21 protein-coding genes and 1 pseudogene are annotated in these 24,331 nt (G+C 45.2%); 13 read left to right on the top strand and 9 right to left on the bottom strand.

The features are described from left to right. The 5 genes and pseudogenes from ACQEXP_RS17530 to ACQEXP_RS17510 all read left to right on the top strand — a co-directional run. Positions 1 to 1,322, top strand: a pseudogene (locus tag ACQEXP_RS17530) (hypothetical protein); the annotation flags it as partial. Then, the gene (locus ACQEXP_RS17525) at positions 1,319 to 1,750 is read left to right on the top strand and encodes a hypothetical protein (RefSeq protein ID WP_426971103.1); all 432 of its coding nucleotides are present in this window, start codon (positions 1,319 to 1,321) and stop codon (positions 1,748 to 1,750) included. The pseudogene ACQEXP_RS17530 and the gene ACQEXP_RS17525, both read left to right, overlap by 4 nt. A 356-nt stretch (positions 1,751 to 2,106) precedes the next feature. Next, positions 2,107 to 2,709 (top strand): hypothetical protein, encoded by a 603-nt coding sequence (locus tag ACQEXP_RS17520; RefSeq protein WP_426971102.1) that lies wholly within the window; start codon positions 2,107 to 2,109, stop codon positions 2,707 to 2,709. Between the two features lie 141 nt (positions 2,710 to 2,850). Continuing rightward, positions 2,851 to 3,282, top strand: a complete 432-nt coding sequence (locus tag ACQEXP_RS17515) for a hypothetical protein (protein WP_426971101.1) — start codon at positions 2,851 to 2,853, stop codon at positions 3,280 to 3,282. A gap of 961 nt (positions 3,283 to 4,243) precedes the next feature. After that, positions 4,244 to 5,245, top strand: a complete 1,002-nt coding sequence (locus ACQEXP_RS17510; RefSeq protein WP_426971100.1) for a GGDEF domain-containing protein — start codon at positions 4,244 to 4,246, stop codon at positions 5,243 to 5,245. A gap of 107 nt (positions 5,246 to 5,352) precedes the next feature. Here ACQEXP_RS17510 and ACQEXP_RS17505 read toward each other — a convergent pair whose 3' ends face one another. Together ACQEXP_RS17505 and ACQEXP_RS17500 are read right to left on the bottom strand one after the other, a co-directional pair. Next, the gene (locus ACQEXP_RS17505) at positions 5,353 to 7,275 is read right to left on the bottom strand and encodes a sensor domain-containing phosphodiesterase (RefSeq protein ID WP_426971099.1); all 1,923 of its coding nucleotides are present in this window, start codon (positions 7,273 to 7,275) and stop codon (positions 5,353 to 5,355) included. Between the two features lie 96 nt (positions 7,276 to 7,371). Then, the gene (locus tag ACQEXP_RS17500; RefSeq protein ID WP_426971098.1) at positions 7,372 to 9,069 is read right to left on the bottom strand and encodes a sensor domain-containing diguanylate cyclase; all 1,698 of its coding nucleotides are present in this window, start codon (positions 9,067 to 9,069) and stop codon (positions 7,372 to 7,374) included. A 454-nt stretch (positions 9,070 to 9,523) separates the two neighbouring features. Between ACQEXP_RS17500 and ACQEXP_RS17495 the strand changes: the two genes are divergently transcribed. Further along, on the top strand, positions 9,524 to 9,880 hold the full coding sequence (locus ACQEXP_RS17495; RefSeq protein ID WP_426971097.1) for a hypothetical protein: 357 nt from the start codon (positions 9,524 to 9,526) through the stop codon (positions 9,878 to 9,880). Positions 9,881 to 9,889: 9 nt separating this feature from the next. Then, entirely contained in the window at positions 9,890 to 10,171 is a 282-nt protein-coding gene (locus ACQEXP_RS17490) for a putative quinol monooxygenase (protein WP_426971096.1), read from the top strand. Positions 10,172 to 10,298: 127 nt separating this feature from the next. Here the strand turns inward: ACQEXP_RS17490 and ACQEXP_RS17485 are convergent, their stop codons facing one another. The 7 genes from ACQEXP_RS17485 to ACQEXP_RS17455 all read right to left on the bottom strand — a co-directional run bounded on the left by ACQEXP_RS17485 (position 10,299) and on the right by ACQEXP_RS17455 (position 17,406). After that, the gene (locus ACQEXP_RS17485) at positions 10,299 to 11,264 is read right to left on the bottom strand and encodes a diguanylate cyclase (protein WP_426971095.1); all 966 of its coding nucleotides are present in this window, start codon (positions 11,262 to 11,264) and stop codon (positions 10,299 to 10,301) included. After that, positions 11,261 to 12,244 carry a response regulator gene (locus tag ACQEXP_RS17480; protein ID WP_269375545.1) on the bottom strand — a complete coding sequence of 328 codons (984 nt, stop codon included), beginning with the start codon at positions 12,242 to 12,244 and terminating at the stop codon, positions 11,261 to 11,263. The genes ACQEXP_RS17485 and ACQEXP_RS17480 overlap by 4 nt, the downstream gene beginning before the upstream one ends. Before the next feature lie 172 nt (positions 12,245 to 12,416). Next, positions 12,417 to 13,334, bottom strand: a complete 918-nt coding sequence (locus ACQEXP_RS17475) for a hydroxymethylglutaryl-CoA lyase (RefSeq protein ID WP_426971105.1) — start codon at positions 13,332 to 13,334, stop codon at positions 12,417 to 12,419. Between the two features lie 22 nt (positions 13,335 to 13,356). Further along, positions 13,357 to 14,175, bottom strand: coding sequence for an enoyl-CoA hydratase-related protein (locus tag ACQEXP_RS17470; protein ID WP_426971094.1), 819 nt, complete (start codon positions 14,173 to 14,175; stop codon positions 13,357 to 13,359). 3 nt (positions 14,176 to 14,178) lie between these two features. Then, positions 14,179 to 15,792 carry a carboxyl transferase domain-containing protein gene (locus ACQEXP_RS17465; protein WP_426971093.1) on the bottom strand — a complete coding sequence of 538 codons (1,614 nt, stop codon included), beginning with the start codon at positions 15,790 to 15,792 and terminating at the stop codon, positions 14,179 to 14,181. Positions 15,793 to 15,804: 12 nt separating this feature from the next. Next, the gene (locus tag ACQEXP_RS17460) at positions 15,805 to 16,974 is read right to left on the bottom strand and encodes an isovaleryl-CoA dehydrogenase (RefSeq protein WP_426971092.1); all 1,170 of its coding nucleotides are present in this window, start codon (positions 16,972 to 16,974) and stop codon (positions 15,805 to 15,807) included. Positions 16,975 to 17,031: 57 nt separating this feature from the next. Continuing rightward, positions 17,032 to 17,406, bottom strand: coding sequence for a MerR family transcriptional regulator (locus ACQEXP_RS17455; RefSeq protein ID WP_138973529.1), 375 nt, complete (start codon positions 17,404 to 17,406; stop codon positions 17,032 to 17,034). 174 nt (positions 17,407 to 17,580) lie between these two features. Here ACQEXP_RS17455 and ACQEXP_RS17450 point away from each other — a divergent pair, with 174 nt between their 5' ends. Genes ACQEXP_RS17450 through mmsB form a run of 6 tightly spaced genes read left to right on the top strand, consistent with a single transcriptional unit; the run spans position 17,581 to position 24,331 of the window. After that, entirely contained in the window at positions 17,581 to 18,792 is a 1,212-nt protein-coding gene (locus ACQEXP_RS17450; RefSeq protein WP_426971091.1) for a thiolase family protein, read from the top strand. A 30-nt stretch (positions 18,793 to 18,822) separates the two neighbouring features. Continuing rightward, complete coding sequence (locus ACQEXP_RS17445) at positions 18,823 to 20,316, top strand: CoA-acylating methylmalonate-semialdehyde dehydrogenase (RefSeq protein ID WP_426971090.1); 1,494 nt, start codon at positions 18,823 to 18,825, stop codon at positions 20,314 to 20,316. Between the two features lie 9 nt (positions 20,317 to 20,325). Continuing rightward, complete coding sequence (locus ACQEXP_RS17440; protein ID WP_426971089.1) at positions 20,326 to 21,480, top strand: acyl-CoA dehydrogenase family protein; 1,155 nt, start codon at positions 20,326 to 20,328, stop codon at positions 21,478 to 21,480. Positions 21,481 to 21,489: 9 nt separating this feature from the next. Then, entirely contained in the window at positions 21,490 to 22,278 is a 789-nt protein-coding gene (locus tag ACQEXP_RS17435) for an enoyl-CoA hydratase (RefSeq protein WP_426971088.1), read from the top strand. A gap of 11 nt (positions 22,279 to 22,289) precedes the next feature. After that, positions 22,290 to 23,420, top strand: a complete 1,131-nt coding sequence (locus ACQEXP_RS17430) for an enoyl-CoA hydratase/isomerase family protein (RefSeq protein WP_426971087.1) — start codon at positions 22,290 to 22,292, stop codon at positions 23,418 to 23,420. A gap of 11 nt (positions 23,421 to 23,431) precedes the next feature. Next, positions 23,432 to 24,331, top strand: a complete 900-nt coding sequence (mmsB, locus tag ACQEXP_RS17425; protein WP_426971086.1) for a 3-hydroxyisobutyrate dehydrogenase — start codon at positions 23,432 to 23,434, stop codon at positions 24,329 to 24,331.

Genomic DNA, 24,331 nt, shown 5'->3' with positions numbered 1-24,331 from the left:
GCGTCAATATAGGGCAGGGAGTGAATATTAATATGGGCTCAGGCGTAAGTGTTGGGCAAGGTGTCTCATTTGGTGGTTGCTCGGCTGATGTTGTTTCATCTCAATCTCTGGCAAGTGCTACACAACCGAGCATCGCGGTAAAACCAGTTACATCAGCCCCTCATTCACTGACCACAGCGGGCTTTGAAGAGTCGAATGAGCTTAAAGATATTGATGAAGTGTATATAATTTTCTCGGGCGAAAAGATAGATATAAAAACATTTGCTAGGGATGTATACCAGACTGACTCTAACGAAGTCATCCAACATATTATTAAACTGAATCCGCACTTAAAAAGGACGTTTCACTTTTTAACTAAAGGGATGCCTATTGTCGTTTCGCCTTGGAAAACTACACATCCAGATGAAGCAGAAGCCATTGCTCAGGTTTCTGAATTGGCTGAGTTGTTTTTTACACTTTCGGAAGAACAGCAAGAGTGGTTCTCTGACCACCATGAAGAGTTCGCCAGTGTTATGCTTACATCAACAGCCATGCCTAACTCGACGGTTTATGAAGTAGATGATGGAGAGGTTAAAGAATCAAACTTTACCAATCAAATGATTGCTTCGGTTGGCTCTGGCATTGTGGGAATGAAGATTCAAGCGGAAAGGCTCCAAAAGGAGTTTCAACGATTTGATAACTATTCAAAATATGTAGGAGAATCGACCAAAGGCGTTACGGGTGATAGGTTGAAGTCAAACCCTGACTACAAACAATGGCGTAAACAAGCTCGAGCCTTTCAAACAGAAGTTCAAACGATATCGACTCAATTTGGTGCTCCGAATTACATCAAAAACATTCAGGTCAAAAAGGTCAATTACTATCTGAATGTAGGTAAGAAACAGCTCTATAAAGCAAAAGATTTTTCGAAAGCTGTAAGCGGCATTGATATGACGGCTTTGTATAAAAAGTCGATGGAGTTTAGTAAGCTTTTGGGTCGTGCAGCATGGGTAGCAACCATTTTGGGAGTGCGTGACAACTTTATGGATATCGCAAAAGTGTGTGCCAAAGATGAAGGGTTTTCTGAAGCGTGTATTCGAGCAGGTGTGAAAAACTCGGCGTCAGTTGGGCTTAATGTACTCATAGGAGAAGGGATTGGCTTTTTGGGCACTAGATTTGTACCAACGACGTATGGGTTATCAATTATTCCAATGGTCGGCGGGTTTTATTATTGGGGGTTATATGGGGGCGCAGCTTCAAATTACTTTGGTGACGGGTTTGAGTACGCCATCTTTGATTTGTATGGTGATGCTGTTGAGTTTGTCAATGGAGTTCAACAATGATTAATGGCGTTTCAGCATGGCTTTGGTTGCCTTTATGGGGCGGTATTGTTATTTCTGGTGTTGGTGTGATTATATTTGGGTTCGGTAATTTAATAACTTTGCCAATTACGCTTTATTTGCTCAGAAATAGAAAAAATTATTTGATAGATAAGCTCGATAGTTATGCTCCGAAGAAGGTGCAAGGTTGGGCTCATTTCCCATCACTGGCTTGGATTCGTTCTAGTCAGCAGGCCTTTAGTTGGTTTAATCGCCATTCAAAAGAAGAAATTCAATACTGGCGCAGTGGTATAAAAAAAGAGCTCGGGAGCATTTATTGGCTATATAGGCTAAATGCTGAATGTCTAAGATTTGGCTTTTTGAGTGTTTTTTTCGTAATAGTGCTTATGGGGATTGAATACAAATTTAAAATACTAGGTATTCCATTCTAAATCCTGTGAGGCAAGTAAGGGCAAACGCCATAAAGGATGAAATGAGAGTGAGTTATTGATATTTTCGCTAAAGGTTCAGTTCATGCGCGTTGCCTATTTTTGTTGGCATTCTGAACCTAGCTGGATAACTCACTTAAGGGGAGTAAAGATGACAACTGCGAGAAACCAAAAGTACTGTGTTTAATGGTACCTGCCTTTTTATTACACATGACCTGATTTACTTATGGCTTCCGATGAATTTCCTTATCAGCTCAAGCCTTGCGAAGTCAGAGACCTTAATCCCATATTCATAGGAATGAGAGATACTTGGCGCGAGCCTTTGTCCTTTGCGTTTGTTTATAACAAATCAATTGCTTATGATCAAAGCCCTGGTTCAATTTTGGGCTAGCGAAGCTGCATTATGGGTGGCTGCAATCCTATCTGGACATGTGATAGTTGGCGCTGTGGTTGTCTTTGCTACCTATGCGGTTATTGAGTGGGCTTGGGGTGAGTTTAGTGTCGCAAAAAAATTGTTACGGAATTGGAAAATGCAATCGAAAGCGAAGGTTAGATTTGCTGCTTTATGTGTACTTTTTATATTTATACCAGTTTGGGGTTGGATATGTGCTGGTTTGTTGCGCGATTATCAGGACCTTTTAGACATGGTACCTATTGTTAGAGTGTCGGTAATATCGCTTTGGGTTCCATTGGGCAGTTTTGGAGCACTGATTTTGCTTGTTATATTCGCTTTCATTGGTTTATATACAGGGAAAAATGCAAGATCAGTAATTGGTGAAAGGTGGACGCCAATAGTTAATAAAATCACCCTTTATTTTGCGTTGGCAGGAGTGGCATTTGCTGCTGGATGGACATATCACTCTATCGACTTACTAGAAAAATATGGGTATGTGTACAGTCGAGATTTAACCAAGATAACCCCGACAGGGATTCATTTAATGTACATTAAAGCAACGCATTGAATAGTGAGTGAACATGGAGATTGTGCTGAGTACTTTGCGTTTGATTGGTTTTGGTTTCTCTTTGGCATGGTTGGTTTGCTCTCTGGGCGTGTGCTTGGGGAGAGTTTCAAATATCTAAGGCAATTGTTAGGGAGTTAGAAAATGCGACCCAAGACTAAAGTTAGGTTTGCAATACTTTTCATGTGGAGTTTCTTCTTTCCTAGCTGGCTTTATGTCTCAATAGGGGTTTTAAAAGACTATCTTGATTTATTGAACCATGCTGATTTTGTACAAGTTTCAATTATTACGTTATGGCTACCCGTGGGTTTTTTGGGGGTCTTGCTTTATTTGTTGTGTCTGACTCCGAAAGCTTTCGTACTTGGAGAAAAGATAAAAGATATTTATCTTCCGAAAACTATAAAAATCTGGGATAAGCTTGTCGTGATATTTGCTTTAAGCGGAATAGCATTTGCTGCCGGATGGACATATCACTCTATCGACTTACTAGAAAAACATGGGTATGTGTACAGCCGAGATTTAACCAAGATAACCCCGACAGGGATTCATTTAATGTACATTAAAGCAACGCATTGAATAGTGAGTGAACATGGAGGTTGTGCTGAGTATTTTGCGTTTGATTGGTTTTATTAGTACTACATTGGGTTCGCTGAGAATAAAGTTATGATAAATGATTATCCCGTTTGGATTTGGATTCCTCTAGGTGGAGTTGGTTTGTTGTCTAGTCTCGGATTGATCATATTTGGTATTGGTAATCTTATTACATTACCCTTTACACTTTTTTACTCAGAAAGAGAAGAGACTATTTGATCGATAAACTTGATACTTATGCTCCAAAGAAAGTACAAGGTTGGGCGCATTTTCCATCGTTTGCATGGATTCGCTCTAGTCAGGTTGCATTTATTGGCTATATAGGCTAAATGCAGAGTGCTTGAGATTCGGTTTTTTGAGTGCTTTTTTTATGGGAGTTGTTATGGGGATAGAATATCAATTTGGGATATTTGGTATCTTTTTCGATTAACGGAATTTGTTTAACCATTCACCTTTATCATCTAAGACGGTTATCTAACGCTTTTACCCTTCGTACTCGCGTCTTTAACTCATTCACTTTTGTAAAAACCTTTATCGGTCGAATTTTTATCCGTACTCTAAGCAAATAAGGACAAACGCCATAAAGGATGAAATGAGAGTGAGTTATAGATATTTTCGCTAAAGGTTCAGTTCATGCGCGTTGCCTATTTTTGTTGGCATTCTGAACCTCACTGGATAACTAAAGGGGCTTAAAGATGACAACTGCGAGAAACCAAAAGTACTGTGTTTAATGGTACCTTTCCTTATTAGTTCATTATTTTTTTACTTTTTTCTGTTCTATTTTTTGATGTGCTGATACTAGTTCATGTTACGCGCTGTCACTGGGAATTTATAGTTTAAGTTATTGAATATACGTATGTATATATGCGTTGGCATCCTTGTTATGAGTAAGTTAATCAGGTTATTATATCTCTTTTTTGAGAGCATTTAGCCCATGGAAGGAAATATGGACATTGATGAACTAAACGGCAGTTTAACGCTACGTCTCAAAGTGCTCAAAGGCATGAGTTTCGGGATCGGGAGCTTGGCTGCCTTGTTGGCTATCGGTAACTTTGTTATTAGCCAGAGCTATATCTACGGTACGTTGGAATTACTGTACGCGCTTTACTCTTGGCATGTTTATCGTCAAATCGGTAGAGATAACCTATACCAGGGCCATAAGTACATCATGTCGCTGTGTCTAACGTTTCTCGTCATTATTGGCACTTTCCTCAAGCCAACCGTCACTGGTGTTTTTTTCTGGTCGCTTGTTTTGCCTATCGTTTACTATTTGTTGCTGGGCTACAAGATCGGCTTTGTAGCGACCGCGTGTTTGTTTTTAATTCAGATCGCCAATATCACATATCAATTTCACCTAGAGCAGTACTTTGATATGTTTTCGATGATGATCAACTTCGCCTTTTGCTATTTCAGTATTTCAGCGATCGCGCACGTGTATGAATTCAACCGCGAATCAACGGAAAACAAGTTAAGTAAATTGGCCACGCTTGATCCGCTGACTGGAACCAATAACCGCCTAGCATTGAGGCATCGTTACCAAGCGCTAAAAAATCAAGGATCCCCATTCTTCTTATTGGTGTTAGACATCGATCACTTTAAAGCAATTAATGATGAATATGGTCACGACGGAGGAGACTTCGTACTGCAATCTGTGGTGAAGACAATGTCTCATGTGGCGGGCGAGGAAAATGTGTTTCGCCAAGGAGGGGAAGAGTTCTGTATTTTGTTATCGGGTGTTAGTCAACAGCATGCCCTCGATAATGCGGAGGCTATTCGTCAAGCAATAGATAGTGCGACTATTCGCTATCGAGATAGGGCGATATCTGTGACGGTCAGTATTGGTTTGGCCGAGGCGAATGCTTCGAGCTGTATCGATGAAATCAATCGTCAAGCAGATGCCAATCTTTATGATGCAAAATCACAAGGCCGAAATAGGGTCGTTGCGTAACGCAACTGAAAATCAACCTATTGGGTAGTGTTAAAGGAACAATGCGTTAGGTACTGATGATGAACATGCAAACAATCGCTTCTTTTTAACACAACGTTTAACGCTGACTAAGGTGCACTTTTCATTTGTAGCGTAAACTCATCAGCAGGAACGGCTTTGCCATACAAAAAGCCTTGAGCGTAGTTGCATTCTTCGGTTCGAATAAAGTCTTCTTGATACCGCTCTTCGACCCCTTCTGCGATCACCATCATATTGAGTTTGTGTGCCATTGCGATAATGGCTCTTGTGAGCTCTCGGTTGTGTTGATTGTGTTCTAATTGATTGATAAAGCTGCGATCAATCTTTAACGTATCGAACGCGTATTTTTGTAGGTAACTGAGTGAAGAGTACCCGGTACCAAAGTCATCAAGAGAAATGCTGACGCCGAATTGACGCAACTGATCGAGGACATTTTGCGCATACTCTTCATCTTGCAGCAGAATGCCTTCTGTGAGCTCCAATTCAACGCACTTCGCTGGGAGTTGGTAAAGATCAATAATGTCTTGTAAGTGTTGAACAAAGTGTTGTTCTTGGAATTGGATTGGCGAGATGTTGATCGCCATTTTAAACGAATGCGGGGATGCTTGATGCCATTCCGCAGCTTGTTTCAATGCTTGGTGCAAAACGAAGTAGCCGATTTCTATTATTTGGCCGTTACTTTCCGCTAAAGGAATAAAACGGTCTGGCGAAACTTGCCCCAGCGTTGGATTGTTCCAACGTAATAGCGCTTCAGCACCAATAATTTTCCCCCCTTGTTTGAGACAAATGATCGGCTGGAAATGGACTTCGAGTTCGTCGTTTTTCAGCGCCTTAGAAAGATGCGATTCAAGTCGCAAGCGCTCTTCGGCGGCTTTTTGCGCGGCAAAATTAAAGTAAGCGACCTGCAAACCTTCGTTTTTACCTTCACTCATTGCCGAGCAGGCCCGTTCAATGAGGCTGAACGAATCTGTTGCATCCAATGGGGCTACTGCGATACCTAAGTTGTATTGCAAATTGATACTCATCCCGTTGACGCTAAAAGGTTGGGTGAACGCATTGGTAATTCGTTCTATGACTTGTTCTTGAAGCTTTGGTTTACGCAGATGCTGGGCGGCTAGAACAAAATCAGAGCCAACAATTCTGGCCAATGTCCACTTTTTGGGCAGCTTGTAGCTGATCCGCTGGCTCAGTGACGACAAAATCTGATCACCGAACATGTAACCATAACTTGCGTTAACAAATTTAAAGTTTCTCAAACTAAAATAAATCAGGGTAATTTGTTCATCGTCATCTAGAGCGGTCATCTGTTTAGCGAGCTTGTCAGCCAGAGTGATTCGATTGGGGAGTTTAGTGAGAGGGTCGTAGTGCAGGTGAAAGTCCAAGTGGCTTTCTGCGGCGGAACGTTGCTCTATTTCTTTGAGTAAACGGCTGCTAAGCGCGGCAAGTGTCTTGGTTCTTTCTGCGACTTTGCTTTCTAACTCCTGATTGAATCGGGCAAGCTCTTCTTTACGGTATAATGTTTCAAGTTGACCTTCGATAGCCGTTTGAAAACGACCAAGCAACGACATCGCATCTTCATCAAAGTAGCGCTCTTGATTGTCGAGCATGCAGATAGTTCCAAAGGGGGTGTCATCTGGCCAAAACACAGGCAGGCCGCAGTAACAAATCATGCCCAGCTTGATGTCTGGATTGTGATCCCATTCAGGATCGTTAAGCGCATTGGGAACGTTCAGCATGCGCCTTTCGCTAATCACAGTTTCACAATACAGACCATGCCCAAGTGAGTCTTTTGCATTTGGCGCGTAGGGGTTGTTCTCACTTCGACTGCTAGAAAAAACCTCAATGTCATTTTCGTGAATACGCATGACTAATGCGGCGGGGCATTGTGTCATTTTGGCAACTAAATCAACAATTTCTTGCCAGCTCTTGAGTACAGAATCCGGAACGACTAATTGAGAGGTATCTATGTCTGCCACGACGCATATCCTTTGCTTGAATGTTAAGTTGTTCATTAAGTGATGAGGTGAATCGCTTTGTCCTATTGAGTATAGGTGATATGAACCCATAGGCTATGGTGTGTGTCCCTTTAACTTGAATAACGAAGCCTATTATGGAGTTCGTACCTCACTCACCAATCTATTTTTGCCACTTGCTTTTGCTTTATATAAACATGTGTCGACCAACTTTAGGCTCTCGTCGACGGATAGCCCTTTGCCATCCGTTAATATGCCAAAGCTTGCGGTGATATTAAGCCGTTCGCCCTCAAAGTTGATCGATAAAGAAGCTATTGCCACTCTTATTCTCTCGGCTACGGTCAGAGCGACACTTTGATTGGTAGCGGCCATAACCACTAAAAACTCTTCGCCACCAAGTCGAAAGAGTTTATCTTCCTGACGACTATTTTCACGCATAGCTTTCGCCACTTTGACTAATGCCTGGTCACCAACAGCATGGCCGAATCTGTCATTAAGTTGTTTAAAATTGTCGATGTCTAACAGAATATAGGAAAGTGATTGGTTTCTGTCTTGTAATGCGCTTTGAGCATCGGCAACACATGTGTTTAAAGAACGTCGATTCAGTAATCCAGTGAGCGGGTCAATATTCGCTTGTTCGCTAAGTTTTTGATTGATCGATTTTAACTCGATTGTTCTCGATTCAACTTGTGCCTCTAACTCGCTATTGAGATTTTGCAGCTCATGTTTCGCAGTTACTTCACCAGTAACGTCATTTTGGACGGCAAAAAAGTATTCAATCTCAGAACCTTTGGTTATAGGGGTAATGGATAAATCGTTCCAGTATGCGCGACCACTCTTGTGATAGTTAAGAAGTCGAGCTTTTATCGCCATACCCTTTCGAAGAGACTGACTTATTTCATTTACTACGTTAGGGTCTGTATCTTTTCCTTGAAGTACATCGCCGAGTTTGCTGCCCGCAACATCTAACAATGTGTAGCCAGTCATTCCTTCAAATGATTTGTTCACCCATATCACGTTCTTATTGTGATCTGCGATAACCATCCCAACAGAGGTTTCTTTTAAAGCCGTCACCAAAAAATCGTGTTCGTTTTTCACTCTCTGCTGTTCTGTAATATCTTCAAAGACTCCACAAATGAAACTATCAACGCTATTAGGGAGTTGAACAAAGCATCCACTCGATGATACATGGCGAACACACCCGTCGGGGGCGACAATTCGTAGCCTGACATCGTGCCAAGGCTTTTTCTCTGAGATAGCGTCGTTAACCAATCCTTTAATGATCGGTAAGTCATCTTGGTGGTAGAAGGCCAAAGCATTATCTAACGTAGGGGTAAAACTGTCGGGTGACAATCCATGTATTTGATAGATGCCTTGCGACCATAATAGATCGTTGTTATTTATCCCGTATCGCCAAAAGCCCAACTTTAAATGCTTATCCACATCTAAGACGGTTCTTTCATTGATACAGGGTTGCTTATTGCTATCCGTCTCAAGGGGCTCTGAGCTCAATATGTAGAAGAGGTTGCCTGACACTTCTTTGCTAGTACAACGGATTATTAGATTTATCTCTAAAGCGGGGAGTTTTATTAAATGAGCTTTACCATCGTTGGACGTTGCCGAACTTTTCAATATGGACCAGTTCTGAGCATCAATAACCTCTTTTAAGCTTTGGTTGCTCGACTCTTTACCACTACTTGCCTTAGTTAAAAACTCAGTCGTCTTTTTACAGGAATAGATCGGTCGCCATTGTTGGTCATAGATGGTGACCCAATAGCCCAATTGCTCTAAGAGTGAGCAATCCAGTTCATTGGTTGATTTCGAATCAAACATAGTCTGCGTTTTAATAATAGTTACTGATAATATTATAGTTAGAAGTTCAGGGCTGAGTTAGTGCAGGGCGCTCAATTTAGCCCTTTTCAAGTTACTACCGCTTGATTCCCCAATGTATCGAAGTGAAATTTGACTTACTTTTGCGAGTATTGAACATTTAGCGTTCGATTTTTATGATGCTGCTGCTGAGTTTTTTGCTATGTGGATGCCGGTGATTTTATGCTGAGTGCTGGTCTTCTCCTTTTACTTTGGCGCATCAAGGTCGGTCGGTATATCGGCCTAATTTGGAATAAGCAGTTAAAAAGCTATGCGAAAAATTAACTTTAAATAGAAAAATTTTTAATGTAATTAATGCTTAAAATATTACGACGTTCTTAAACTTGCGTGTCTCTTTAAGCCTCGTTAAGTATGTCGTGATCTATTTTGGACAAAAAATATACATCAAAGGGATTCTATGCAATTTTCAACAATATCTCGCTTGCTATTGGCTGCTTCCATTACGGTATTAGCAACACCAAGTCACGCTACCAACAAACTCACTGAGAGCCAAATCGAATCTGGTATAAATACTCAGATCGATTTTATGACAAATAACGGTGCATTTGCCCACCTAGCTAAATGCAGTGGCAAAACGCAAGCAACCATTATTCAAGGCTATCGCGACTCGATGTATAAATGTGCGAAATTCATTGATACCCAAAGTGATGATGATAGCCAATATGAGAATTGTCTTAACAATGGGATTACGTCGGTGCTAGGAATGACAGATGCACAACTAGAAGAGTGTTACGCTAAATTTGAAGGTGAATAGGGAACAAGCATGACAAAAGTGACGCTAAAGGGCTTTATTTTGGTGCCAGAGCGCGATCTCGATGTCGTGAAAAACGAGTTGATCACCCATAGGCAGCTAACGTTGCTAGAGCCGGGCTGTATTACCTTTAGCGTCACTCAGAATAGTGATAACCCTCTTCGGTTTGATGTGTATGAAGAGTTTATCGATAGGGCGTCATTCGATGCTCATCAACAACGCGTAAAAGCGTCCCATTGGGGAAGAGTGACGCTTAACGTTGAGCGTTTTTACCAAGTTATCGAGTCAGCCTAGTGCCAAACATGGCATAACGTTGAATGATAGATTGCGTGAGAAAGCTCAATCTAAAACCAGAATCGCTGAACGCTAAGTTAGGTCAGCGATTCTTACCACGGTTCTATTTGAGCTCTGAATTGAATAGTTATTCAACGAACGAAGGTTCGAAAACCGTCGAACGATTGCGCCCAGACTCTTTGGATAAGTAAAGCGACTTATCTGCATGCTCAAGCCAAGCAAGGTGACTTGATTGGAGCGGCGAAATCTCACAAACGCCAAGACTGATAGTATATTTGACATGGTGTTGCTCACATTTGACTATCGAGCTCTCAATCCGTTTACGTAACCGTTCAGTGAAATAAAGCGCTTGATTGGCACATGTACCGGGCAAGATAACCGTGAACTCCTCACCACCGTAGCGTCCACAAATATCGGAACTGCGTGAGGCACGCTTTAAGGCTTCAGCAGCGTGACGGATCACTTCGTCGCCCACCGTATGGCCATATGTGTCATTCACACGTTTAAAATGGTCGATATCAAAAATAACAAGTGATGAGACTTCACCCGTCACCTGACAGTGTTCGTACTCTTTTTGCAGATTCTTTTCCCAATGTGCGCGATTGTAAAGCTTAGTGAGCCCGTCGGTTTGGCTCAAGTTGGACAGCTTTTGGTTTGAATCCAACAGATGAATCTTATTTTTAGCAATATCCGTCACGTCATTGATGATCAAACTCACGTGCGACACATCACCATTGACTGAGGTCAGTGGCGAAAACGTAATGTTTTGGCGCATCTCACTTAAGCTGTTGGAGATAGGGCTAAAGTTTTTAAATTTAAACAGGTAAGGGCGGTCTTCCCAGCAGGAAAAGCCTCTGCTATTGAGGCTAAATGCGGTATTGACCTTTTTTCTCAGCCAAGCTTCAGGTAGATCTCTAACAACACTAAACAGCACTTTTCCTAGGATTTGATCGGCACTGATTCCACTGTACGACTGCATGAATGTGTTCCATGCACATACCTTGTAATCGCGATCAACGACGATAAGCCCAGCATCAAGATCGCCGATAATTTGCATTGCCCAGTGAAGGTCACCGATTTCACTTACCGTCATATTAAGCTCTCCAGAATTTGTTGAATGGCATCGAGAGACTCGTTATCCATCAAGAAAATAATGTCACAAGCAACATCCAGATTTTCGGCTTTGTAGACAAATTCGATCGTGAAAATGTCTTGGTCATACTCCTCAAGGAAACCGCTAGAATTCAGCGATGCTTGCAGCGGCTCTTTTTCCAGCACAATCGGCTGGCGCAGCGATATCGAGATGTCCAACTGTCTGCTAAAAGAGACCAGAAATGACGAAACCAGTAAGTTTGATATGTCGAGAATGACTTCGTTGGTGGAGTTAACCTGGTCATCGCACGCGACGTTTGTAAGCTGTTCAAACCCTTTGCCATGTAGGCAAACCAAGGCTTCTCCATTGATGCCATTACCAACAAAACGTTGTGAAACTGCACGGGATTCAGAATTGTTGACGATGTCTTGCACCGTCATTTTTAATTCTGATTGATGCAATGAAGCGACGTTGGGTAATGGCATTTCAATGAATTTACCCACTTGTTCGGCGATGATAGATGCACTGGCACCTAACGCTATATTACTCATTTCGCGAATTGCACCCATAAGATCAATCGCGTTTGGCGTCAGCTCAGGGTGTTGAGTTGTCGTTGCTTTTAGCGGAATCTCAAAACGATTAAAGAGTTCGACGAGATCCGCGGTAACAAAAGGCTTTTCAATAAACTCATTAGCGCCAAGTTGAAGACATCGGTTCTTGGCCTGAATCTGAATATCACCAGAGACGACTACGATGTGTGTTGGGTAGTAGCTTACAGGCAGAGACGCGAGGACTTCGAAACCATCCATAACAGGCATAGTTAGATCAAGAAACAACAAGTCGATATTTTGATTACTCATGATTTCTAACGCGGCTTTTCCGTTTTCTGATTGGAAAATTTGGATAGTATCTGAAGGGGCTATTCGACTAATGATGGATTTGCGAGCGATCAACGAGTCATCGCAAACTAATATGTTCATGACGGTAACTTATACACCTGTAGCAGAGTGCCATTTTAAGCAGGCACGAGTGGCAATGCGTCAGTATTGTGACGATTGTTCAAACATTTGACTATATAGATAACATTTTTGTAGCTCGCATTTCACGCATTTTTTCAATGCAAATCACAAAAGTTGGATGGTCGGCACATAATTATGTACGAATTTTGCACTGTAATGCGCGTGTAACATTAGATGCAGGCAGGATATTTAACGTTTGGCAGATGAATGCGCTGACTCTTGCGACGGCATTGAGATCAACTCCGGTTTTAATTCCAAGTCCATGACATAGATAAAGTACGTCTTCTGTCGCGACATTTCCTGACGCCCCTTTTGCGTAAGGGCAACCCCCTAAGCCAGCGACGCTTGAATCGATCGTATTGATGCCCATAAGGAGGGACTGATAAATATTGGCCAGTGCCTGTCCATAGGTATTGTGGAAGTGAACCGCAATTGATGTCGCGGGCGTGTCGGTGAGAATAGCGGCAAGCAACTGCGCAGTTCGATTTGGCGTAGCAGTACCAATCGTATCGCCGAGAGAAACTTGATAGCAGCCCATATCGAGCAACGCTTGTGTTAGTTGAGCAACTTGTACAGGTTGGGTTGGGCCGTCATAAGGACAATCTGCGACACAAGATAAATACCCTCTAACAGGAATGTTATGCGCATGCGCCAAATCTATCACGTCCTTAAACCGTTGAAGACTCTGAGAAATTGAACAATTAATATTGCGTTGGCAAAATCCTTCCGAAGCTGAGGTAAAGACTGCGACTTGTTGTACGTTATGTTTTAGAGCTTCTTCAAGCCCTTGAACATTAGGCGTTAACGCAGAATAGACCACCCCCTGGTGCCGTTTGATATTGGCAAATACCTGACCGGAATTAGCCATCTGGGGCACTTTTTTTTCTGAAACAAAAGCCCCAGCTTCAATCTGTTTTAATCCTGTTGAGGACAATTGGTCAATCAAGGCTATTTTTACCTCGACAGGTAATGCCGCTTCATTTTGCAAGCCATCCCTAGGCCCAACTTCAAAGATGTTGACCTGTTCGAGTTGAATGCTTGGGACGTTCACCTTGTTCGCTTGACTCATATCGCTAATGTTCCTTCTTCATCCAGTCAGGCGCTCTCTTTTGCAAGAATGCAGACAAGCCTTCCTGTCCTTGAGGTGACACACGTATTTTGGCGATCAGTTCACTGGTATAACGCATTAAAGCGTCATCAATCGGTGACTCGGCACAGTGGTGGCAAAGGCGCTTAACTTCAACCATCGCTTGTGGTCCATGATTCAGTATTGGCAGTAGCCATTGGTGCGCATCCTCGTTTAAATCTAAGCTAGGAGAGATGCGGTGAACTAGGTTGAGTTCGAGTGCTGTGTGGGCATCGATTCGCTCTGCCGATAGCATATATCGTCTGGCGTGGCGTACGCCCATGGCTCTGATGACGTAAGGAGCGATCGTCGCAGGGATGAGCCCTAGCTTGACCTCACTCAAGCATAATTGACAGTTCTCACTGGCAAACACCATGTCGCAGCAACAAATGAGTCCCAACGCACCGCCAAAGGCGCAACCTTGGACAATTGCTACTGTCGGAAAAGGGAATCGATCAAGCTTATCAAGCAGAGTGGCTAACTGGTACGCATCGAGGTGATTTTCCTGCTCGCTCTTGGTCACCATGGAGCGCATCCACTCGATATCTGCACCGGCTGAAAAATGCTTACCTTGGCTGTTGAGGATCAGGGCTTTCACCGTAGGGTCGGCGGGGAGGCTATCTAAAGCGCTGTTCAGTTGAGCAATGACATCGGCGTTGAAGGCATTAGCCTTTTCAGGTCGGCAAAGAGTTACGGTCGCAATACCGTTGTTATCGATATGGTAGACAATGCTTTGGGGGAGATTTCGGTCGATTCTGGTGGCCATAATTTACATCCTGAAGATACCAAACTGGCTATCATTAATCGGGTGACGAAGAGCTAGCTTGAGCGCGTGCGCCAGAATTTGTCGCGTATCTTTGGGGTCAATAATGCCGTCATCCCATAGACGGGCGCTGGCATAGTAGGGATGCCCTTGATGGTTGTATTGTTCAAGGATCTGTTGGCGAAATTGGTCGGCGTCCTCCTGAACCCAACTTTCTCCCTGACGCTGCATGACTTGTTGTTTAACCTGAGTTAACACACCCGCCGCTTGTTCTCCCCCCATTACGGATATTCGCGCATTCGGCCACATCCACATCAGCGTTGGATCATAGGCTCTGCCGCACATACCATAGTTGCCCGCACCATACGAACCTCCAATGATAATGGTAAACTTGGGTACCTCGGCGCACGCTACGGCCATGACGAGTTTGGCGCCATTTTTGGCGATACCGCCTTCTTCAAACTTTTTCCCCACCATAAAGCCGGTGATATTTTGCAGGAACAAAAGCGGCACTTTTCGTTTAGCGCACAACTCAATGAAATGAGCTCCTTTTTGAGCCGATTCGGAAAACAGAATGCCATTGTTGGCGATAATGCCAAGCAAATGGCCTTCAATACGCGCAAAGCCACATACCAAAGTTGTACCAAATAAGGCTTTAAACTCGTCGAACTCCGAACCGTCAACAATTCGGGCGATAACTTCACGCACATCGAACGATAAGCGAAGATCCGCATTCACAATGCCATAAAGTTCTTCGATGTTGTAAAGAGGGGATGCGCTTTGTGTCTGCTGAGCGGATGGGGTGAGTTCACACGATAAGTTAGTGTTAGAGACAGCTTGTCTTGCCAACTGAAGTGCATGCAGTTCATCTTCCGCGTAATAGTCAGCTACGCCTGATTTTCGACAGTGGACATCTGCGCCACCGAGCTCTTCTTCGGTCACAATCTCACCGGTTGCGGCTTTAACCAAAGGGGGACCAGCCAAGAATATCGTGCCTTGCTGTTTCACTATGATCGATACATCCGCCATCGCTGGGATATAAGCGCCTCCTGCGGTGCATAATCCGAGGACAACGGCGATTTGTGGGATCCCTTTCGCCGACATTCGGGCTTGGTTGAAAAAGATGCGACCAAAATGATCGCGGTCAGGAAAGACATCGGCTTGGTGAGGCAAGTTGGCACCACCTGAATCCACCAAATAAATGCATGGCAGCTGACAACGTTGGGCGATCTCTTGCGCTCGTAAGTGTTTCTTTACCGTCAGAGGGTAGTATGTTCCGCCTTTCACTGAAGGATCATTCGCAATCACCATACATGACTGCCCGTTGATTTGTCCTACGCCAGCAACAACACCCGCACAAGGAATTGGTTCGTCATACACGTTCCACGCGGCGAACTGAGCTATTTCGAGAAATGGAGAGTTGGCATCGAGAAGATGCTCGATGCGTTCACGTACCGGAAGCTTGCCTTTTTTTCGCTGGTGGGCGATCGCTTTTTCGCCTCCGCCTAGTTTGATAGAAGCGATGTCATCCTCTAGCTCTTTAACCAGCGTGGACATCGCGGCAACGTTTTTCATGTAGAGTGGGGCGTCGGTGTGAATCTTCGACTTAATCACGGCCATAGTCAGCTCCCTTTAACGTGACTCTTCAAACAGTTCCCGACCAATTAGCATGCGTCGGATTTCTGAAGTACCTGCACCAATCTCATACAGCTTGGCATCACGTAGCAATCGACCCGCAGGAAATTCGTTTATGTATCCATTGCCGCCAAGCAGCTGGATGGTATCCAGTGCCATCTGGGTCGCAAGTTCAGCACTGTAAAGAATCACACCCGCGGCATCTTTGCGGCTCGCATGTCCGTTATCGCAAGCACTGGCAACCGCGTAGACATAGGCTCGGGCTGCATTGGAACGTGTATACATGTCGGCAACTTTGGCTTGAACCAACTGAAACTCACCAATTGAACGTCCAAACTGTTTGCGGTCGTGAACATAAGGGATCACCAAATCGAGACACGCTTGCATGATTCCAAGCGGACCTGCGGCGAGTACTACGCGTTCGTAGTCCAACCCACTCATCAATACTTTTACGCCTTGATTCACTTCTCCCAGCATATTTTCAACGGGGACGGGGCAATTATTAAAGACCAGCTCACAGGTGTTGGACCCCCGCATGCCAAGCTTGTCCAGTTTTTGAGCATGTTGGAAAGGAGAGACCGATTTTTCAACGATGAATGCACTGATACCATGGGCACCCTGACTCGCATCGGTTTTCGCGTAGACGACCACTACATCGGCATCTGGGCCGTTGGTAATCCACATTTTGCACCCGTTGAGTAGGTAGTGGTCGCCGTTAAGATCCGCTTTGAGTTGCATGCTAACAACGTCTGAACCTGCGTTAGGCTCACTCATCGCCAGCGCTCCGACATGGCTACCCTCGATCAGTTTAGGCAGGAATTGTTGCCTTTGCGCTTGGGTTCCATTGCGGAATATTTGATTGACGCAGAGGTTGGAGTGAGCCCCATAGCTGAGCGCTACGGACGCTGAGGCGCGGCTGATCTCTTCCATCGCCACAACATGGGCAAGATAACCCATCTCAGCACCGCCATATTGTTCAGAAACGGTCACGCCGAGTAGCCCCATTTCACCGAGCAATGGCCATAAATGGTTAGGAAATGAGTTGGAGCGGTCTATATCACTGGCAAGCGGTGAGATCTGTTGTTGAGCGAATCCATTGACGTGTTCGCGCAACAAATTGATCGATTCATCGTGCCCAAAATTGAGCGGTGTATATTGGCTTATCATAACGCCTCCGACTATCGGCTAATAACGTAGTATTCGAAGACGTTTAAGGACTATAAGTTATTGCGGGTCCACAACTAATGCTTGCTGGCAACGTTCACGCGCTACGTTGAGATCTTCAAGCATATGATTAATGTCTTCGAGTTGGCGCAGTAGCACCGCTTCTTTTTCATCAATGATCTTCAGCATTTCTGTTAGCTGAGTTTCACCTTGGTGTGTATCGTACAGCTCAAATAATTCGCGGATTTCTGCTAAAGAAAACCCAAGACGCTTACCACGTAGAATCAGCTTGAGGCGGGTTCTATCACGACGGTTGTAGATACGCATACTGCCTTTGCGCTCTGGATGAATCAGTCCTTCATCCTCGTAAAAGCGGATACTGCGAGTCGTCACATCAAATTCTTTAGCGAGTTCGCTGATCTTATATTTTTCCACTGAGCTAAATTTCCTGTGTGTTCTTATTTGGGCTATCAGACGGTTGGCACCTATGTTGGCTAATCAACCTAAACAGACAAAATGTAATTGATTCGTTTCTTTACGTTTACGTAAATGTTAGTGCTATGCTTACGTAAACGTCAAGAAATAATGTCAGCATAAAAGGGGCATCAAATGGAGCAGAAAGAGATATGGATCGTATCAGCGAAACGAACTCCAATGGGTCGTTTTCAAGGTGCTCTGGCTGGTCTTTCTGCCCCGCAGTTAGGTGGCATCGCCATTCGTGCAGCGCTAGAACAGTCGGGCCTAACTGAGCAAATTGTTGAAGAAGTTTACATGGGCTGTGTACTACCCGCAGGATGCGGCCAAGCGCCAGCAAGACAAGCAGCTCGGGCAGCGAAGTTGCCTCTGCACACTGCTTGTACCACGATCAATAAGGTGTGTGGTTCAGGAATGAAGTCTGTGATGCTGGCGAACGATTTGATTCGAGCAGGTTCGATTCAATGCGCGGTTGCTGGTGGTATGGAGAGTATGAGTAATGCCCCTTATCTGCTGAAAGATGCGCGTAGTGGTATGAGAATCGGCCACAAAACCACTTATGATCATATGTTCCTTGATGGCCTGCAAGACGCTTATGAAGGTGAACTTATGGGCGTCTATGGTCAAAGAACGGCGGATAAATACCATTTCACCCGTGAGCAAATGGACCAATGGGCCACCTTGTCTGTAGAGCGTGCATTAGCAGCGCAAAACCAAGCCATGTTCGACCAAGAGATGGTTCCAGTTGAAGCTCAAAACGGAGAGCCGTTGAGTTGTGATGAACTTCCACCATCCATCGATTTGTCAAAAATATCACGTCTCAAAGCGGCTTTTTCTGAGGATGGGACGATCACTGCGGCCAATTCAAGTGCTATTTCTGATGGCGCCGCTGCGTTAATCGTCATGGATAGTGAAACCGCCAAATCTCATGGCGCGAAACCCTTGGCGGTAATTAAAGCGCACGCGAGCCACGCCAGAGAACCCGCTGAATTTACCATTGCACCCGTGTATGCGATTAAACAGCTACTTTCGCAGCTTGATTGGGAGGTGAGCGACGTTGATCTTTGGGAGATCAATGAAGCCTTTGCGGTTGTGACACAAATTGCTGTTCGCGAACTTAAACTCGACCAAGACAAAGTAAATGTTAAGGGGGGAGCTTGTGCTTTGGGCCACCCAATAGGTGCGAGTGGGGCGAGAATATTAACGACGCTGATCTACAGCCTAAGACAGTTACAGGCATTTGGAGTGGACGGCGATGTTAGCCAGAGAAAAGTCATGAGAGGGGTTGCCGCAATCTGTATTGGTGGAGGAGAGGCTACCGCGATCGGTATCGAGATCCCGCTCTAAACAAACTTCACGATGGAAAAGGAAATCACAATGACACAGTCAGTCAGTTTATTTATTGGTGGCGAGTTTTGTCAGTCCGCAACGAGAGATTGGATAGAAGTAACCAACCCCGCAACGAATGAGATCATCGCAACATTGCCCTGTGCGACTGATGCTGAAATGGAACAGGCGATAGAGAGCGCGCTAGAGCAGTTCCACGTTTGGAAAGAAGTTGCCGTATCAGACAGAGCGCGTCTGATGCTCAGATATCAGCATTTGCTCAAAGAGCATCATGACGAGCTGGCACTCCTGCTGTCAAAAGAGACAGGCAAAACCTCCGTCGATGCCAAAGGTGATGTGTGGCGAGGTATTGAAGTGGTTGAGCAGGCGGCGAATATCGCTAGCAATATGATGGGCGAAACGGTTGAAAACGTTGCGACAGATATTGATACCTATTCGCTGATTCAACCTCTTGGGGTCTGCTGTGGTATTACTCCCTTTAACTTTCCTGCCATGATTCCGCTTTGGATGTTTCCCCTTGCCATTGCAGCTGGTAATACTTTTGTCCTCAAACCTTCAGAGCAAGTCCCTTTAACTGCGATGCGCTTGGCGGAACTGTTTGCCCAAGCAGGAGCCCCAAAAGGACTGCTGCAAATTGTTCATGGCGGCAAGGCTCAAGTGGACTATCTGTTGACTCACCCAGTGATCAAGGCGGTGTCGTTTGTCGGTTCTGTTGCCGTGGCGAAATACATTTACCAGACAGGAACGGCGCACAATAAGCGAGTACAGGCCTTTGCGGGAGCAAAAAATCACATGGTAGTAATGCCTGACGCTAACAAAGCTCAAGTGATTAGTAACTTGGTTGGAGCGTCGGTGGGTGCCGCAGGGCAGCGTTGTATGGCGATTTCTGCCGCTGTGTTTGTCGGAGAGTCTAAGCAGTGGATCAGCGATCTGGCGACCGAGTTGGCGAAAGTAAAACCGGGAGCGTGGAATGACGATAAAGCGGGTTACGGACCTCTTATCAGTGAACAGGCGAAAGCCAGAGTCATTGGTTTGATTGAGGAAGGAAAAGCACAGGGGGCAACTTGTGTGCTTGATGGTAGCCAGTGCTCCGTCGATGGATACCCGAACGGCAATTGGCTTGCTCCGACCTTGTTTAGTGGCGTGACTACGGATATGTCCATTTATCAGCAAGAGATATTCGGCCCCGTTTTAGTCTGCCTAGAGGTGGATACCTTAGAGCAAGCGATAGAGTTGATTAACAACAATCCTTATGGCAATGGAACGTCCATATTCACCGCCAGTGGCGCCGCAGCGAGAAAGTACCAGCACCAAATTCAGGTAGGACAGGTCGGAATTAATGTGCCAATCCCTGTTCCGCTTCCTTTCTTCTCATTTACCGGTTGGCGAGCAAGTTTCTACGGTGATCTGCATGCGTATGGTAAGCAGGCCGTGCGCTTTTACACGGAAACCAAAACAGTGACAGCGCGCTGGTTTGAAGATGACATTCCCAGTGGGCCAAATATGACCATTCAGTTGCGTTAAGGAGTCACTATGGATTTTGAACTCAACCAAGATCAGAAAGCGTTCGTCGATATGGCGAGTCAGTTTGCCAGAGAAAAGCTGATGCCAATGGCGTCGCAGTGGGATGAACAACAGGTTTTTCCTAAGGCGATACTGCGCGAAGCGGGTGAATTAGGTTTTCTAAGCTTGTACACACCTGAACAGGCAGGTGGCTTAGGATTATCGCGTCTTGATGCCTCTTTGATATTTGAACAATTAGCGATGGGGTGTACGTCGACCACTGCCTTTATGACCATTCATAATATGGTCACTTGGATGGTTGGGTCCTTTGGCACACAACAGGCGATTGATACTTACTGTCCTAAACTCACCAGTGGTGAGTGGCTTGGTTCCTACTGTTTGACGGAACCCAATGCAGGTTCTGATGCCGCAGCGTTAACCACGTCCGCAACGAAAACAGACAATGGATATGTTCTCAACGGGGCAAAGGTGTTCATCTCAGGTGCAGGGGAGACGGACGTACTGGTTGTGATGGCGAGAACCGGTGATAAAGGGGCCAAGGGAGTCTCGGCTTTTGTTGTGCCCGCTGATCGTGCAGGGATCAGTTATGGGCGTAAAGAGCCAAAAATGGGTTGGAACAGCCAACCAACGCGCAGCATCAGTTTTGATAACGTGTTCGTTGAAGCAGAAAATCGACTTGGCGAAGAGGGGCAAGGATTTACCTTTGCGATGAAAGGGCTAGATGGAGGACGGATCAACATCGCGACGTGTTCGATAGGAACGGCGCAACAAGCCCTCAATCAATCAACCCAATATCTCAAGGAGCGCAAGCAGTTCGGTCAGTCCTTGGCACAATTTCAGGCGCTTCAATTCAAACTCGCAGACATGGCAACGGAATTGGTTGCCGCGAGGCAGTTAGTAAGACTTGCAGCGAGTAAGCTGGACAATCATCACTCAGAGGCGACGGCCTATTGCGCGATGGCAAAACGTTACGCAACCGACATAGGTTTTGCGGTTTGCGATCAGGCGCTACAGCTTTATGGCGGCTATGGTTATATCAAAGAGTATCCGATGGAACGCTATTTCAGGGATGTACGCGTGCATCAAATCCTTGAAGGTACTAACGAGATTATGCGTGTCATTATCGCAAGACGGTTGCTTCAGGAAGAAGCGCAACTACTTTAGGGGGAAAGTATGCAGCAGAATGAAGATGGCGCGATTCAATACCAGATTACTGATCACGTCGCCGTTATTACCATCAGCAATCCACCAGCAAATACTTGGACGCGAGACAGTCTTGTCGCACTCAAACAGTTGGTGTTGTCGCTTAACGCTATGCCGGACGTGTACGCATTAGTCATCACTGGGCAAGGAGAGAAGTTCTTTTCAGCAGGCGCGGATCTGAATCTTTTTGCATCGGGTGACAAAAGTGTCGCCATCGATATGGCAAGGGTGTTTGGGGAAGCATTTGAGACACTCACTGCATTTCGAGGTGTCTCCATTGCCGCGATCAATGGCTACGCCATGGGGGGAGGACTAGAAGTTGCACTTGCCTGTGATATACGCATTGCCGAGCAGCAGGCACGAATGGCACTACCTGAAGCGAAAGTAGGGCTTCTCCCTTGTGCGGGAGGAACGCAGAACCTCACTGCATTGGTGCGAGAAGGGTGGGCCAAACGTATTATTTTGTGCGGAGAGCAAGTCGATGCAAGCCAAGCATTAACAATAGGATTGATTGAAGAAGTGGTGCCACAAGGTGACGCATTAAGTCGTTCGGTTGCACTTGCGAACAACGTCGCCAATCAGTCACCAACCTCAGTGTCGGCCTGTAAACAGTTAATCCAGAATGCACGTACAAGCCCTATATCTCATGGCTTGGTCATGGAGAGGGAGCTATTTATTGGCTTATTTGACAGCGAAGATCAGCAAGAAGGCGTCAATGCCTTCTTGGAAAAACGCCCACCCCAATGGAAAAACAGATAGGAGGAATCAGCATGAAGGACACGGTTCACTTCACTGAATTAACCTGTAGCGATAACAATCACATGGTAGGCGTAGCGACATTAGATAACGCATCATCACTCAATGCGCTCACCTATGAGATGTTGGTTGTACTTAAAGATCAGTTAGAGCGTTGGCACGAAGATGATCAAGTCGTGTGCGTATTGCTTGACGGCAGTGGAGAAAAAGCATTTTGTGCAGGGGGCGATGTTCGTACCATGCATCAGGTTATGCGTGACAAAACGCCACAGCAAGTTCAAGAGTTTTGCAGCCAATTTTTTAGCGTTGAATATCAATGTGACTATCTAATCCATACCTATTGTAAGCCGATTATTGCTTGGGGGCAGGGTATTGTCATGGGGGGTGGTATGGGCTTGTATATGGGCTCTAGCCATAAGGTCGTTACTCCAGAGTCTCGCTTGGCCATGCCTGAGGTCACGATAGGTCTCTACCCTGATGTAGGAGGAACTTGGTTCCTCAATCGACTGGATCGAGGCATCGGGATGTTTCTAGGTATGACAGGCATCATGGTCAACTCAGCGGATGCGTTGGAACTTCATCTGGCGGATCATATCGCACTTGCTCAGCATAAATCAGTGTTACTCGAACAACTGCAAGTCGCCGACTGGGAGTGTGTGGATGATGCCTATGAGGTCGTAACCGAAATACTAGAAAGTTTCGAGGCGGAAAGCTGCACTTATAAGCCTGACTTACAGATCATGCCTTATTTTCATGAGATACAACAGGCGTGCGATGGCGACAGTGCTCTGCAAGTTACCGACAATATTCTTGCATTAAAGGGAAATCAAGCATGGTTAGAGACAGCGAAAGCCAATCTGGTTTCTGGCAGCCCGATTACTGTCCATCTTTGCTATCGACAGATGACAGAGTTTGACCAACTCTCATTAGCGGATTGCTTTCGTCTGGAATTGATTCTCTCGGTACGAAGTGCGTTGATGGGGGAATTTCAAGAAGGGGTACGAGCAAGACTCGTCGATAAGGATGGTCAACCTAAGTGGCGATTCCCCAACGTGGCCGCTGTAGATACCGCTGCAATTGATCAAATGTTTACTTCATTATGGAGTGAAGAGGCACACCCATTGGCACAGTTGGGTCATTATTAAAGGAGAAAACCATGACAAGGATAGCGTTTATTGGACTTGGTAACATGGGTGCACCAATGGCTCAAAACCTGATCAACGCAGGTTGTCATCTTCAGGTGTTTGATTTGGTGGAAGCGTTGGCGCGCCCACTGGTTGAAGCAGGGGCAACACTGTGTCATTCACTAAAAGATGTGGTTACCAATGTAGATGTGGTGATCACTATGCTGCCAGCGGGTGAGCATGTCAGGGCCGTGTATCTCGGTGCGGAAAACAATGAAGGTTTACTGGCTTATGTTACCTCGGGCACTTTATTGATTGATTCGTCGACCATTGATCCGGAGTCGGCACGCGTTGTTGGTCAAGCAGCACAAAAACAAGGGATCGAATTCGTTGATGCTCCTGTGTCGGGTGGTGTTGCTGGCGCAGCAGCAGGGACGTTAACTTTTATCGTTGGCGGAAGCGATGTGGCATTTGAACATGCCGAGAAAGTGCTGAAACACATGGGTAAGAACATCTTTCACGCGGGGTCTGTGGGCAGTGGTCAAATGGGCAAAATCTGCAATAACCTTATGCTGGGTATTTTGATGTCTGGAACGTGTGAAGCGCTGACCTTAGGGATGGATAACGGCTTAGATCCAAAGGTGTTGTCCAATATTATGCTCCAAAGCTCTGGACGTAATTGGGCGTTAGAACTCTACAACCCATGTCCCGATGTTATGGAAACATCACCCGCTTCAAACGGTTATCAGCCTGGTTTTATGAGTAAACTTATGCTCAAAGATCTTGGTCTCGGTATGGAGGCGGCTGCGAAAAGCCAATCTTCGGTGCCTATGGGAGCTTTAGCGCGGAACCTTTATGCTCTTCACAATGCGAAGGGTAATGAGCTACTCGATTTTTCTAGCTTGTTTGAATTCTATCAATCGAAATCCTAA

The sequence above is a fragment of the Vibrio sp. TRT 1302 genome (assembly GCF_050113875.1).
In the GTDB taxonomy this organism is placed as follows: domain Bacteria; phylum Pseudomonadota; class Gammaproteobacteria; order Enterobacterales; family Vibrionaceae; genus Vibrio.
Note: the sequence above shows the minus strand (reverse complement) of the source record. Positions and strands in the feature narration are given on the sequence as shown.